This is a genomic window from Streptomyces sp. NPDC058877 (genome assembly GCF_042742855.1).
Classification (GTDB): domain Bacteria; phylum Actinomycetota; class Actinomycetes; order Streptomycetales; family Streptomycetaceae; genus Streptomyces.
The window spans coordinates 1-13,843 of record NZ_JBHYMF010000180.1 but is presented as its reverse complement, the minus strand read 5'-3'; the positions used below and the strand labels follow the sequence as shown (position 1 = coordinate 13,843).

Sequence of the window (13,843 nt, the reverse complement as noted above, 5' to 3'; positions counted from 1 at the left end):
CCTTCCGAGGGGTCCGGCCGTCGCCGTGTGTCGCGGGGCGGCGCGGTCAGCTCTTCCCGTCCCACTTGTAGGGGTCGAAGACGGTCATGCAGTCCTTGTCGCTGCCACGGAGGACCTGCGCGCCGTCCGGCAGGTCGCCCTCCTCGTGGGCCGGCTTCTCGTAGACCGTGCCCTCGCGCCAGTCGGCGCCGACGACGAGGGTGACGCCCTCGGCCTTCAGGTCGACCCGAACGGCCGAGTCGGGCAGTCCGAGCGCCTTGGCCACGGACTGGGCGTTCGCCTTGCCCTGCTCGCCGGCGGCCTTGGGGTAGCTGACCACGGTGTCCTTGCGGCTGGCCTCCCCGTGGGAGGGTTCCGCCCGGGTGAAGCCCTTGCCCCGGAGGATCTCGGAGACGGTGCGGGCACGGCCCTCGGCCGCGGGCTCGCCGTCGCTCCCGGTGCCGTTGAGGACCGTCACGGAGAGCGTGCCCGGCGCCTCTGCGGTGGCCTTCGGCTCCGCCGAGGCCGTCGACTGCGGCTTCGCGTCGGCCGGGTTGCCGTTCTTGTCGAAGGCGACGTCATCGCGGAGCATCGCGAACATCTTGTCGGCCGAGCTCTTGACCAGGACGTTCTTGTTCTCGTCCTGCGGCCACGGGGCCGTCGGTATGTTCGCCGTGGTGAGGCGGTCCAGCTTCACGTTCTTGAGCTGCATCGACAGGTCGAAGAGGCTCTTGACGGTGTTGAGTTCGTCGGAGACCTGGAGCGCCTTGGTGGCGGTGTCCGCCAGGCCCATGAGGCGTCCGGTGTCGGTCCAGGCGTTCTGCTGCTGGAGCCGCTCGACCATGCCGTTCATGTACATGTGCTGGGCCTTGGCCCGGTTCTGGTCGCTGCCGAAGGCATGCCGGGTGCGCAGCCACTGGAGCGCCTGCTCGCCCTTGATCTCGGTCGTCCCCTCGGGCAGCTTCAGACCGGAACCACCGGGCTGCAGCGGCGTCGGATGGTCGCTCACCCCGCTCTTCACGCAGACCGGGACGCCGCCGATAGCGTCGGCCATGGCCACCACGCCCGCGAAGTCGAGCATGACCCAGTGGTCGATGTAGACCCCGGTGAGGCTCTCCCAGGTGGTGAGGGTGCAGCCGGGACCGCCGCGTCCCAGCGTCTCGTTGATCGGCTGGTTGGTGGTCGCCGGGTAGGTCTCGCTGCCGTCGTCGCTCGTGCACTGGGGGATGGGGACGACCGTGTCGCGCGGGATGGACACCACCGAGGCGTTCTTGCGGTCCGCCGAGACGTGCAGCAGCATCTGCACGTCGGCCAGGGGCTTGTTGTTGCGGAGGTCCTTGCCCCCGCCCAGCGCGACGTTCTTCGGGTCTTCCCGGCTGTCGGAGCCGATCAGCAGGATGTTCAGCGGGGTGTTGCCGAGCGCGTTCGGCGCGGCCTTCTGCACGCCGCTGTCGCCGCCCGCCCGCCCGCCGCTGCGGATGTTGCCGTTGAGGTGCTCGTAGTACAGGTATCCGGCGCCGGCCGTGCCGAGTATCAGCACCGACAGCGTGATCGCCATCCAGCGCAGCACCCTGCGTTTGCCGGTCTTCTTGGCGCGCCGGCGGGCGGCGGCGCGACCCCTTGCGCCCCTACCGCCCCCGGCGTCGTCGTCACCCGGCCCCTTGCCCCCGCCGCGCCGGCGCGGGGCGCGGGGCGCGGGGGCCGGGTCGACCCCCGCGGAGTTCTTCTCGGGGGCTCCGCCGCCCGTGCCGGTCGCTTCTCCGGCGCCGTGCGGGTCGTCGTCCCAGCCGAGTTCACGGGCGCGCGGAACGCGCCCCCGCGTTTTCTCCCCGCGCACGCTGCTCTGTCCCACCCCAGGTCCCCTCGTCAGGCAGGAGTGTGTCAAGTCCCCCTCTTTTCGGGGCTACTTGGCACACACCTGTTTGTCAGCTGCTACCTTCTCCAGATTTTCCGGCGCCTTCGCCGGTCCGGTGATGGGCACCCCCGCGCCCTTGAAGTCGGCGCCGAGGACGAGCGTCATGGGCTCGAACTCCCCGGCGTCCTGAGTGCCCGGCTTGAGGGCCGTGGCCGGCAGTCCCATCATGTCCGCGAGTTTGCGGGCCTGATCGGCTTGGTTCGGTGCATAGGTGAGCGTGGTCTTCGCCGCCCGCTCGGGGGCGTTGCTCTTGTTGGTGGAGCGGTTGACGCCCTGCTCGTTCTGCAGCCAGAGGATGGTCGCCTGGGCCCCCCCCTGGATGCCGCTGCCGTTGTAGACGTCGACGCGCACCTCGGCCGCGGTGGACCGGGCCCCCTTGAGGAGCGCCGCCTGGGCGTTCTTGGCGTCCTGCTCCTTCTTCTTCACCTCGGTGAGCGAGGTGTCGGACTGGATCATCGCGAACAGCTGCGGTGCCCGGACCGGGTCCGGGACGACCGTCGCCCTGACCTTCTCGGCGGGGTTGTCGATGACCGGAAGGGTGGTGAACGCGATGTTCCTGGTGTCGATCGACGACAGCTCGCGGGCCAGGTCCTGGAGCTTGGTGAGGGAGCCTATGCCCGAGTCGACGGTGAGTGCGTTCGTCGCCGCGTTGGCGAGGCTGTACAGCTTGGTCGGGTTCGTCAGCGTCTCGTCCGACTTCATCTGGCGGATCATCGAGCTGAGGAACTGTTGCTGGACCTTGATGCGGTCCAGGTCGCTCTCGTTGCCGAAGCTGTGCCGGGTGCGGACGAAGGCGAGGGCCTGTTCGCCCTGGACGATCGATTCGCCGGCGGGGAGCTTCAGATGGGACTTCGGGTCGTCGACGGCCTTCTCCACGCAGACCTTGACTCCGCCGACGGCCGTGGTCATCTCCTTGACGGCGTTGAAGTCGGCCATCATGAAGTGGTCGATCTGCACGCCGGCCAGTTCTTCGACCGTGCGCATGACGCAGCCGGGGTCGCGCCCGTTCTGGCCGAGGCTCACGTTGAACCGGACGTCCGTTTCGGCGGGGATCGTCTTGACGGTCTGGTCGGGCTGGCGCGTCTCGCACTCGGGGATGTCGGTCTTCATGTCGCGCGGGATGGAGAGCGCCGTGGCGTTCGTCCGGTCCTTGGAGACGTGGAAGAGGATCGTGGTGTCGGCGTGGCCCGGACTGTCCTTGTCGCCGTAGCCGGAGTTGCCCTCACCGGTCCGCTTGTCGGTGCCGATCAGCAGGATGTTGAACGCCTTGCCCTTGGCGAAGCCGGAGTTGGCGTCCTTTCCGACGACGTCGACGACGTCGAGGTTGTTGTTGAGCTTGTTGTAGAGCATGTACGCGCCCGCGGCGCCACCCACCAGCACGAACGCCATCGTGCCGCCGGTCCAGAGCAGGACCTTCTTCTTGCGGCTCGCGCCCTGCTTGCGCTTGCGGCGACTCTGGGGCGGGACCTGGTCGGCGGCGGGCCGCTCGGGCGCCCGACGGCGACGCTGGCCGGGGACGGGAGCCTCGGTCGGCGTGCCGGTGGTTGGGGCTCCGGCGGTTCTCCGTGCGCGTACCGGCTCCTGCTGCTGCGCAGCGGAGTGGTCCAGTCGCAGCTCGTAGTTGCCCGTATGTGGGTTGAGGACCCACTGGTCGGCGGGGTCGATCTCGTCCGCCCGCCCACGGCTGTGCGCATCCACGGTTACTCGAGTCCTCCGTCGGTGCCGCGCGAGGCGCCTCCCCCCACAGGGCGCCGCTCTCTCGGTCGTTCGATCCTTGGTGGTGCGACCACGCGGTCTGCGTGCACCGGATCGCGTCACAGTATCCGCCCAGTTCAGCGCGGGGCGACGTCAGTGACAAATTCCACGCCCCTTACAACCGGGCAATTTGCTCAAACCTCATCGCTCTCCGTGTCTCCCTTGGGCCACGCTTTACTCACACACCCCTTCCGCCGCGTTCCGGCCCGTGAAGGTGGGCGTCGTGGAGGGAGTCGGAGCGTCCGCGTCGTCGGGCTTCCCGTCCGTTTCCCGGCCGTTGTCCTTCTTGTCGGCCTCGGGCGTCACCAGGACCGGTTTGTCCTCGCGGAGTTGCTTGAAGAGGGCGCTCGCTGCGGGTTGCACCAATTCGTCCCGGTTGGGGTTGTACCGGTAGGCCCGCCGCGGCACCGTGAGGAATTGCACCTTTTCCGTCGGGACGGAACGCATCGCCCGCGCCAGGTCGTACAGCTCCCGCAGCGAGTCGAGCCCCGGGTCCGTGGTGATCGCCTTCGTGGCCGCGTCCAGGACCGGGTACAGCTTGGTCGGGTTGAGCAGCACCCCGTTGCTCTGGACCTTGTTGACGAGCGCTCCGAGGAACTGCTGCTGGCGGTCCATGCGTTCCGTGTCGCTGCCGTTCCCGAGCGACTTGCGGGCCCGTACGAAGCCGAGGGCCTGCTCCCCGTGGAGCGTCTGACGGCCCGCGGGCAGCTTCAGCTTCGCGTCCCGGTCGTCCACGGGCTCCTTCAGACAGACCTCCACCCCGCCCACGGCGTCCACCATCCGCTTGAAGCCCCGGAAGTCGATCACCATGTGGTGGTCGACCCGGATCCCGGTCAGCTTCTCGACGGTGCGGATCGTGCACGCCGTACCGCCGAACTCGAAGGCCCAGTTGAACTGCGCGAACTGTTCCCGGGTCCGGGTCCCGTCCGCCTTGCCGCAACTCGGGATCGTCACCATCAGGTCGCGGGGGAGCGAGACCGCGGTCGCACTGGTCTTCCCCGCCGCGAGGTGCAGCAGGATCGTCGTGTCGGAGCGTTGGGTCCCCTCGTCCCTGCCGTACTTGCCGTTCCCGTCGCCGGCCCGGGTGTCCGAGCCGATGAGCAGGACGTTCAGGGCGGTCGAGGCGCTCGCCGGCGGGCGCTCCGTGGCGTACCGCTCCAGCTCGGCGGCGGCGGTGGTGTCCGTGGTGATGTTGCCGTCGAGCTTCCGGTAGAACCACCAGCCGACCCCGGCGGAGACCAACACGACGACCGCGACGCCGAGCGCGGCCCAACGCAGCCAGTGGTGCCGGCGCGGCTCCTCCGGCTGCTCGGTCGCCGCGTCTTCCGTTGCCGGGGGATCCGGCTCGGCGGGCGTGCCTGCACGGTCCGTCACGTCTGGGTCCGTCCTTCGGGGCATCGGCGGCACGTCGGGCGTTCACCGGTCGTAGCAGGAGACGGCCGAACCCGACGCATGGTTGTGCGGAAGGAGGGGACTCCCCCCGGCCGATCATGTACCGGAGTCGGTGCACGGACCCCGGAACCCGGCGGGTCGATGGGCCGAACGGGGGGAACCGACGCCCGGCGGGTGCGGGGCGGCCCGGGCGCCGGAACCCGACGGAACGGTGCCCGGCCACTGGCGCGGGAGGAGGCACGGGCCGGAGTGCGCACCGGACGGGGGCGCGCACGGGCCGGGGAAGCCGCCTCAGCGGGCGGTGTGCGTCACCCGCTCGCTCTCCACCCGCTTCTCCAGCCCCTCGGCGTCGAGGGCGTCCAGGTTGCGGCACAGCACCACCGAGCCGCCGGCCGCGAGGGGGGCGTACAACCCCGCAGAGAGCCCCTGCCAGTCCCCGTAGCCGAGCCCGGAGAGCAGCCGGGAGCCGGGAGCGAGCCCGAGGGCTGCCGCGTCCGCCCGGGCCCGTTCGACGAGCTGCGCGGCGCTGTGTTCCCCACCGTCGACGACGAGGGCCGGGGCCTCCGGGTCGACCGGTACGAACGGGGCGAAGCGGTCGCCCTGGCCCGGCACCTCCACCGCGTAGTCCGCGTATCCGGCGGGCGCGACGGGGAAGCGGCGGCCCAACGGAGCCAGGGAGAGCGCGATCCGCTCCCCGGAGCAGGCGAGCCCCGCATCGAGGGCGTCCGGCCCCGCGACCACCAGGTCGGCGTCCGCGGGGTCCCCGCCGATTTCCGCGGTCACCCCCACGGACGCGCAGGCGAGCAGCCAGACCGCGCTCTGCCAGTGCGCGGGCAGCAACAGTGCGAGCCGGTCGCCGGGGGCGGCGGACAGCTCGCCCTGCAACAGGTTCGCCGTCTTGGCCACCCAATTGGCGAAGGTGGCGACGGACAATTCCACCCGTTCACCGGTGGCGTCGTCGTAGAAGGTGACCAAGGGGCGTGCGGGGTCCGCGGCGAGCGCGGATCGCAGCAGGTCGGCGGGGGTGCGGTCGCTGGCGTTCACGCCGGACAGCGTACGCGGGCGGTTGCGCGGGGGTCCGCCGTACCGGTGACGGCGTCCTCCGGTCGGACCGGTGGCCCGCCGCTTTCCACGCGTGCTCCCGACGCGCGGAACGGCGCGGAGATACGCACGATCGGCCCATGCGTGTCTCATTCGCCTCTTCGATCGCCGCCACCTGCGCGGCGGTGCTCGTCCTGCCGGCTTCCCCCGCCGCACCGGCAGCGGCCTCGGTGTTTCCGACGGCCGCCGCGCTCCCCCCGGCCCCCGACCTCCCGGGCGCCACCCAGTCGTTGCCCCTGGTGCCGCTCGGCACCGCCACGCGCGCGCCCGGCGGTGCGCGCGCGGGCGAGCAGGGGCTCACCCGACGCGACGTCAGACCCTTCTCGCTCGTCGGAGTCGTCTGGGACGACCCGACGGTGCCGCTGCACGGAACCGTGCAGGTCCGTACCCGGGCCACCGGCGACGGAGCCTGGTCGGACTGGCAGGACGTCGAGACCCACAACGAGGACCACGGGGCCGACCCCGACAGTGCCGAGGGCTCCGCACGGGCGCTCCGCGGCTCCACGGCCCCGCTGTGGGTGGGGGATTCGGACGGCGTCGAGATCCGCGTGCGGGGGGCGGAGCTCCTCCCGGCGGGCCTGCGGCTGGAGCTGGTGGACCCGGGCGAGGACCCGGCGGACGGGCCGGAAGCCGCCGCCCCCCGCATCCGCGGTGCGGTCGCCCCGGCCGCGGCGGGGGCGACCGGGGCGAACGACCGACTGGCCCCGTACGGCCAGGCCTGGATCCCGGCCCTCTCCAAGGAGGAGACGGAGATCACGTTCCGCACCACGCCGGGGCAGGAGGCGGTGCAGTCCGCCGCGGCGCAGCCGTACATCGGCCCCCGTCCCAAGATCATCACCCGAAAGGGGTGGGGGGCGGACGAGCGGATCCGAGAGACGGGCTTCGTCTACACGAAGACCATCAAGACGGCCTTCGTCCACCACAGCGCCACCGGAAACAACTACACCTGCAGCCAGGCCCCCTCCGTCCTGCGCAGCATCTACCGCTACCACGTCAAGAGCAGCGGCTGGCGGGACATCGGCTACAACTTCGCCGTCGACAAGTGCGGAAACATCTACGAGGGCAGGGCCGGTGGCGTGGCCAAGCCGGTGCGCGGCGCGCACACCCTCGGCTTCAACAACGACAGCACGGGCATCGCCGTCCTGGGCACCTTCACCAGCACCAACCCGCCGGCCGCCGTCCTGACCGCCGTCGCGCGCCTGACCGCCTGGAAGCTCGGGCTGCACGGGGTGAATCCCAAGGGGACCGCGTATCTGGTCTCAGGGGGTGGAAACCTCTACAAGAAGGGCACCAAAGTACGGTTCAACACCATCGCCGGACACCGCGACGGATTCGCGACGGAGTGCCCCGGCGGCCGTCTGTACGACAAGCTCGGCACCGCCCGCACCAGCTCCGCGAATTACCAGGGAAGGAGTTGATGGGGTCGTGGAAGCAACCATCTGCATAAACTGACCGGTCATATCGCACGGACGACCGAGACGGGCGAGCTGACCGGCCCCGAACAGGAAGCAGAGACGACAAGGTGACAGAAGCGATCCTCCTGGTCGGTGGCAAGGGCACACGGCTGCGACCCCTCACGGTCAACACGCCCAAGCCCATGGTTCCGGCGGCGGGCGTCCCCTTCCTGACCCATCAGCTGGCCCGTGCCCGCGCCGCCGGCGTCGAGCACATCGTGCTCGCCACCTCCTACCTGGCCGAGGTCTTCGAGCCGCACTTCGGTGACGGCTCCTCGCTCGGCCTCAGCCTGGAGTACGTCACCGAGGAGGAACCCCTCGGCACCGGGGGAGCGATCCGCAACGTGGCCTCCCGGCTGCACTCGGCCCCCGACGACCCGGTCCTCATCTTCAACGGGGACATCCTCACCGGGCTCGACATCAAGGCCCTCGTCGCCACCCACTCCGACTCCGGCGCGGACGTCTCGCTGCACCTCACCCGCGTCGAGGACCCGCGCGCCTTCGGGCTCGTCCCCACGGACTCCACCGGGCGCGTCACGGCCTTCCTGGAGAAGCCGCAGACGCCGGAGGAGATCGTCACCGACCAGATCAACGCGGGCGCCTACGTCTTCCGGCGTTCGGTCATCGACACCATCCCGACCGGGCGGCCCGTCTCCGTCGAGCGGGAGACCTTCCCGGAGCTCCTGTCCTCCGGAGCCCACCTCCAGGGCATGGTCGACTCCACGTACTGGCTGGACCTCGGCACCCCGCAGGCCTTCGTGCGCGGCTCCGCCGACCTGGTCCTCGGTCGCGCCCCCTCCCCGGCGGTCCCGGGCCGCTGCGGCGACCGCCTGGTCCTCCCGTCGGCGCGGGTCGCCCCCGACGCCAAGCTGACCGGCGGCACGGTCGTCGGCGCGGACGCGGTGGTCGGCGAAGGCGCCCGGGTGGCCGGCTCCACGCTGCTGGCCGGGGCGGTCGTGGAACCCGGCGCGGTGATCACCGACTCCCTGATCGGCGCGGGTGCCCGCATCGGCGCCCGTACGGTCGTCAGCGGCGCCGTCATAGGCGACGGCGCCCAGGTGGGCCCGGACAACGAACTCCGCGAGGGCGTCCGCGTCTGGTGCGACGCCACCCTGCCGGCGGGCGCGGTCCGCTTCTCCTCGGACCAGTAACCGCGCCGGCGTTCCACCGTTCCCCGCGGGTCGGGTCGGGTCGGGTCGGGTCGGGTCGGGTCGGGTCGGGTCGGGTCGGGTCGGACGCGCACGGCGTCCCCCGAGGGCCGCGCCGGGGCACCGGTCCTTCCGTCCCGGGGGCCCGCGCGGCGACACCCGGCTACGCTCGTGGTCATGGCCGGCCGCTTCGCACCCAGAACCACGCGCACCACGGTCCGCGGCGGCCACGTTCCCGCACCCGTACCCGTCGCCTCGGACGCCCCGCTGGACCTCGGCCTCACCCTCGGCCCGCTCCGCCGCGGCCCCGCCGACCCCACCTTCCGGGTGACCGGGGACGGTTCGGTCTGGCGGGTCAGCCGCACCCCGGACGGCCCCGGCACCCTACGGGTCCGGCTCGACGGGGGACGGGCCGCGGCCGAGGCCTGGGGCCCGGGCGCGCCCTGGCTGCTGGACCGCCTCCCGGCGCTCCTCGGCGCCGAGGACGATCCGACCGCCTTCGTCCCCCGCCACAAGCTGCTCCTGGCGACCCACCGCCGCCGCCCCGGCCTGCGCCTCACCCGCACCGGCCTGGTCCTGGAGTCGCTGATCCCGTCGATCCTGGAACAGAAGGTCACCACCCACGAGGCCTACGGGTCCTGGCGGCTGCTGGTGCGGAAGTACGGCGAGCCGGCCCCGGGCCCCGCCCCCGACGGCATGTACGCGATGCCGGACGCTCGCACGTGGACGCAGATCCCGTCCTGGGAGTGGCACCGCGCGAACGTCGACGGCAAGCGCTCGGCGACGGTCGTCCGCGCGGCCCGGGTGGCGGCCCGGCTGGAGGAGGCCGCGCACATGGAACCGCCGGCGGCCCGCAAGCGCCTGGAACTGGTCCCGGGCATCGGCCCGTGGACGAGCGCGGAGACCGTCCAGCGCAGCAACGGAGCCCCGGACGAGGTCACCACGGGCGACCTGCACCTGCCGGGCATCGTCGGCTGGGCGCTCGCGGGCGACCGCACGGCGGACGACGGGGCGATGCTGGAGCTCCTGGCCCCCTACGCGGGCCAGCGCCACCGCGCGGCCCGGCTGATCCTGCTCAGCGGTCGCGTGCCACCCCGCCGGGCTCCCCGCCGGACACCCGGAAACATCGCGGCGCTCTAGCGGCGTAGCGGCGCCCGAGGCGTCACGGCGGCGGCGCCGGCCACCGCCGTGACGGAGACGGCTGTCCACCCGTTGCCGGTCCGCCTCAGCGCACCTCGATGAACTCCGCGGCCGAGCGGGCCGGCCGTGCCTTCGGCGCCGCCGCCGGGTGGCCGATCGCCACCGCGCCCATCGGGTCCCAGTCGTCCGGCAGGCCCAGGACGTCCCGCACCACGTCCCGACAGAACATCGTCGAGGAGACCCAGGCCGAGCCGAGCCGTTCACCGGCGAGCGCCACCAGGAAGTTCTGCACGCCCGCGCCCGCCGCGACCACGAACATCTCGCGCTCGGCGGTGTCCCGGCGCACGTCGCCGTAGGGGTGGGAGCCGTCCGTGACGAGGCACGGCACGGCCAGGTACGGCGCGTTGCGCAGCACGTCCCCGCGCCGGACCCGCCGGGCGACGGACTCCTCCGACTTCCCGTCCCGCCGCAGGTCCGCGATCCAGGCCTCCCGCATCGCGTCGAGCAGCCGCGTCCGGGCCCCCGCCGACTCCAGGAGCACGAACCGCCACGGCGTGGTGTGGTGCGGTGCCGGCGCCGTCACGGCCGCGGCGACCGCGCGCCGGACCGCACCGGGGTCGACCGGCTCCGCGGTGAACTCCCGTACGGTCCGCCGCAGCGTCACCGCCTCCCGCACGGCCTCCGAGGTCCCGAGCCGGAACATGTCGTCGGCGGCCCCGCGCACGAGTGCCCGTGCGCCCGGCTCCTCGTCCCCGGCGACCACGTGGGCCAAACCCCGGACGACGGCCACCGGCCGTCCGGCCGCCTTGCCCTTCACCAGGTCACCGGCGGCGGCGAGTTCATCGGCGGTGGCGACCACGGTCGCGCCCAGCTGATTGCCGTGCGCGTCGGTCCCGCCGCGCAGGTCGTCGAGGACCCGTACCCCGGCCGCCCCGATCGCCACGTCGGTGAGCCCGCTGCGCCACGGCCGCCCGAAGGTGTCGGTGACGACCACGCCGACGTCGACGCCCAGTGCCTCGCGCAGCCCCGAACGGATGCTTCGCGCCGAGGCGTCGGGGTCTTCGGGCAGCAACAGTACGGTTCCGGGCGGGGTGTTGGAGGCGTCCACCCCGGCAGCCGCCATGACGAGCCCCTGCCGGTTCTCGACGATGCGGAGGGCGCCGCGTCGCGCCACCACCCGTACCGTCTCGGCGTCGATGGCCTCCTCCCGGTCGTCGGCGGCCACCACCCGGCCCTCGGCCTTGCTCACGACCTTCGACGTGACGAGCAGCACGTCACCGTCCGCCAGCCCGGGCGACACGGAGGCGATCAACTTCGCCAGGTCGTCCCCGGCCGTGACCTCGGGCAGTCCGGACAGTGCCCACACCCGGTACGCGGCGCCAGGGGCAGAGGGGGCGCCGGGGGCGTCACCGGACCCGGGGACCGTCACCCGCGCACCTCCTCGGCCAGCGCCAGCGCCTCGCGCGCCATCGCGGCCGTCGCGTCCACGTCCGTCATCATCAGCGGCACCGCACGGCAGGCGACGCCCGCCCCCTCGACCTCCGCGACCGCGTCCGCGTCGACCGTGTCCACGAGCCAGCCGTCGATGAGTCCGGCGCCGTAGTGGCGGGCGACCGCGGCCGCCGTGGACTCGACGCCCACCGCGGCGAGCACCTTGTCCGCCATGCCGCGCACGGGCGCGTCACCGACGATGGGGGAGAGCCCCACCACCGGCGCTCCGGCGGCGGCGACCGCCTCGCGGATCCCGGGAACGGCCAGGATCGTCCCGATGCTCACCACCGGATTGGACGGCGGGAAGAGGATGACGTCCGCCCCGGCGATCGCCTCCAGGACTCCGGGTGCGGGCTTCGCCGCCTCCGCCCCGACCGGCACGACGGCCTTGGCGTCCACGGCGGCGCGCAGCTTCACCCAGTACTCCTGGAAGTGCACCGCGCGCTGCTCGCCGTCCACCTCGATCGCCACGTGCGTCTCGACGCGGTCGTCGGACATGGGGAGCAGCCGCACTCCGGGCTGCCAGCGGGCACAGAGCGCCTCGGTCACGGCGCTCAACGGATAGCCGGCGCCGAGCATCTGGGTGCGGACGATGTGGGTGGCGAAGTCCCGGTCGCCGAGGCCGAACCACTCGGGACCCACCCCGTACGCCGCGAGCTCCTCCTTGACGGTGAAGGACTCGTCCGTGCGTCCCCAGCCCTGTTCCTCGTTGATGCCACCGCCGAGGGTGTACATCACCGTGTCCAGGTCGGGGCAGACCTTCAGCCCGAAGAGATGGATGTCGTCACCGGTGTTGCCGATGACCGTGATCTCCGCGTCCGGCGCGGCCTGCTTGAGGCCGCGAAGGAAACGGGCACCACCGATGCCGCCGGCCAGAACCACAATGCGCATGCGGTGCAGTCTCTCAGGAGACGGCGGCGCCCCGGGCGGCCGGGGCGGGCGTGGCCGCGGTGCACTGGGACCGGAGCGACTCGTGCATCGGCATGTCGGTCAGTCCGGGGAAGTAGACGTGCAGGCTGACGGCCGGTTCGAGGGAGTCGTTGACGACCTCGTGGACGTACCCGGGGGCGAACACCCGCTGGGCTCCGGCGCCGAGCGTCCGCGCCCCCCGGTCCGTACGCTCCGTCAGCTCGCCCTCCAGGACGGTCAGCACGCCGGAGGAGGGGCCGTGGTCGTGGAGCCCGCTGCCCTGGCCGGGGACCCAGGAGAGCAGCCACACCTCGTAGCCGGTCGGGACCTCCTCCGCGGGGTCGGAGCCGGGGGCCGGGGGAACGGCGCGCAGCCGGTGGTACCAGCGGGTGGTGGCGTCGTACTCGACGTGGGGGGCCCACTGGGCGCGGTCCGCGGCAATGGCGCGGGCGAGGCCGACGAACTCGGCCACGGTGACGGGGTGGGCCCGCTCGGGCTGGAGGAGGTGCGGGACCTCGAGGATGTCGCCGGCGATCTGAAGGTCGCTGTCCATGTTCATGGGTGGGGAGGTTCCTCAGCAGAAACAGAAGCGGTGGGGTCACGGGAGAGAGGTGACGCGGGTGACGCGGGGTGACGCTGGGGGAAGGAGCTGGAGCCCTACGGCATCAACAGCTGGAACAGCAACAGCAACAGCGCGCCTGGACAGCGCGGCGGAACCCACGGCTGTGGGTCGCGGAGGGCGCTGTGGTCGCTGGCATGGCATCAAAGGTGGCCGCAGCGATACCCGACTGTCAACCCAATGACCGTTTTGGGGGTAATGTTTCACCTCATCCGGTTACCGTGCCTGGAGAAAGGTTTGTTCAGTCGCGGACCAGGAGAGATGGCGCTTCGATCGTGCCCGCGGGGCGAGGGAAGCGTGATCAGACTGTGATCCGGATCGCTTCCCCGGTCGGATCGCAACAAGATCCAAGCCTTCGACGTCCTCCCTCATGGAGGCCGCGCGATGCGGTCAGGCCGGTGGCATGTGTCAGGTTTTTGGTGATTTGAACACTTTCCGCATAGGCTTGGTTCCGCAGAGTGAATACGAGGCCCAATAGCAGATCTCGGCTTGACTCGCACAGAGCACAAACTTGTAATTTCACTCGTGTCGTTCGGCCGGGTTCGCCCCGGCACCACCACGGGGACGCACAGAACAGACGAGGGGCGCACATGACCGAGTTGTTCCAGGAACTGCTGGTCGAGGACGCGGACGAGGAACTCGGCTGGCAGGAGCGCGCGCTGTGCGCCCAGACCGATCCCGAGTCCTTCTTTCCCGAGAAGGGCGGTTCGACCCGCGAGGCCAAGAAGGTCTGCCTCGCCTGCGAAGTCCGCTCCGAGTGCCTTGAGTACGCACTGCAGAACGACGAGCGGTTCGGCATCTGGGGCGGCCTCTCCGAGCGTGAGCGACGTCGCCTGAAGAAGGCCGCCGTCTGAGCGGCATCCGGCCTCGGACCCCGTCAGGGTCCCCGTGCGCCAGCGCACGCGCCGGCACCGAGCGGAGCGGTCTGCGTCCCGGGTCC

Annotated in this window: 11 protein-coding genes; 4 read left to right on the top strand and 7 right to left on the bottom strand. The window is 71.9% G+C overall.

What is annotated here, in order from left to right; all coding sequences use genetic code 11:
* Window positions 1-46 precede the first annotated feature (46 nt).
* The 4 genes from ACFW2Y_RS29240 to ACFW2Y_RS29225 form a co-directional block, all read right to left on the bottom strand.
* A complete protein-coding gene (locus tag ACFW2Y_RS29240; protein WP_384885168.1) occupies window positions 47-1,831 on the bottom strand; it encodes an LCP family protein in 1,785 nt (594 codons plus the stop codon).
* Window positions 1,832-1,882: 51 nt separating this feature from the next.
* Window positions 1,883-3,592, bottom strand: coding sequence for an LCP family protein (locus ACFW2Y_RS29235; protein ID WP_384885167.1), 1,710 nt, complete (start codon window positions 3,590-3,592; stop codon window positions 1,883-1,885).
* A 231-nt stretch (window positions 3,593-3,823) separates the two neighbouring features.
* Entirely contained in the window at window positions 3,824-5,023 is a 1,200-nt protein-coding gene (locus ACFW2Y_RS29230; protein WP_384885166.1) for an LCP family protein, read from the bottom strand.
* 309 nt (window positions 5,024-5,332) lie between these two features.
* Window positions 5,333-6,085, bottom strand: coding sequence for a TIGR03089 family protein (locus tag ACFW2Y_RS29225; protein WP_384885164.1), 753 nt, complete (start codon window positions 6,083-6,085; stop codon window positions 5,333-5,335).
* Window positions 6,086-6,222: 137 nt separating this feature from the next.
* Here ACFW2Y_RS29225 and ACFW2Y_RS29220 point away from each other — a divergent pair, with 137 nt between their 5' ends.
* The 3 genes from ACFW2Y_RS29220 to ACFW2Y_RS29210 all read left to right on the top strand — a co-directional run bounded on the left by ACFW2Y_RS29220 (window position 6,223) and on the right by ACFW2Y_RS29210 (window position 9,884).
* The gene (locus ACFW2Y_RS29220) at window positions 6,223-7,560 is read left to right on the top strand and encodes a peptidoglycan recognition protein (protein WP_384885163.1); all 1,338 of its coding nucleotides are present in this window, start codon (window positions 6,223-6,225) and stop codon (window positions 7,558-7,560) included.
* Window positions 7,561-7,664: 104 nt separating this feature from the next.
* Complete coding sequence (locus ACFW2Y_RS29215; protein ID WP_384885162.1) at window positions 7,665-8,747, top strand: sugar phosphate nucleotidyltransferase; 1,083 nt, start codon at window positions 7,665-7,667, stop codon at window positions 8,745-8,747.
* A gap of 174 nt (window positions 8,748-8,921) precedes the next feature.
* Window positions 8,922-9,884 carry a DNA-3-methyladenine glycosylase family protein gene (locus ACFW2Y_RS29210; protein ID WP_384885160.1) on the top strand — a complete coding sequence of 321 codons (963 nt, stop codon included), beginning with the start codon at window positions 8,922-8,924 and terminating at the stop codon, window positions 9,882-9,884.
* An 85-nt stretch (window positions 9,885-9,969) separates the two neighbouring features.
* Here the strand turns inward: ACFW2Y_RS29210 and ACFW2Y_RS29205 are convergent, their stop codons facing one another.
* The 3 genes from ACFW2Y_RS29205 to ACFW2Y_RS29195 are packed head-to-tail and all read right to left on the bottom strand — an operon-like array spanning window position 9,970 to window position 12,843.
* Window positions 9,970-11,313, bottom strand: coding sequence for a coenzyme F420-0:L-glutamate ligase (locus ACFW2Y_RS29205; RefSeq protein WP_384885159.1), 1,344 nt, complete (start codon window positions 11,311-11,313; stop codon window positions 9,970-9,972).
* The gene (gene cofD, locus ACFW2Y_RS29200; RefSeq protein WP_384885158.1) at window positions 11,310-12,266 is read right to left on the bottom strand and encodes a 2-phospho-L-lactate transferase; all 957 of its coding nucleotides are present in this window, start codon (window positions 12,264-12,266) and stop codon (window positions 11,310-11,312) included. The genes ACFW2Y_RS29205 and cofD overlap by 4 nt, the downstream gene beginning before the upstream one ends.
* 13 nt (window positions 12,267-12,279) lie before the next feature.
* Window positions 12,280-12,843, bottom strand: coding sequence for a cysteine dioxygenase (locus ACFW2Y_RS29195; protein WP_384885156.1), 564 nt, complete (start codon window positions 12,841-12,843; stop codon window positions 12,280-12,282).
* Window positions 12,844-13,493: 650 nt separating this feature from the next.
* Here ACFW2Y_RS29195 and ACFW2Y_RS29190 point away from each other — a divergent pair.
* Window positions 13,494-13,757, top strand: a complete 264-nt coding sequence (locus tag ACFW2Y_RS29190; protein ID WP_015033978.1) for a WhiB family transcriptional regulator — start codon at window positions 13,494-13,496, stop codon at window positions 13,755-13,757.
* The last annotated feature ends 86 nt before the right edge of the window (window positions 13,758-13,843 follow it).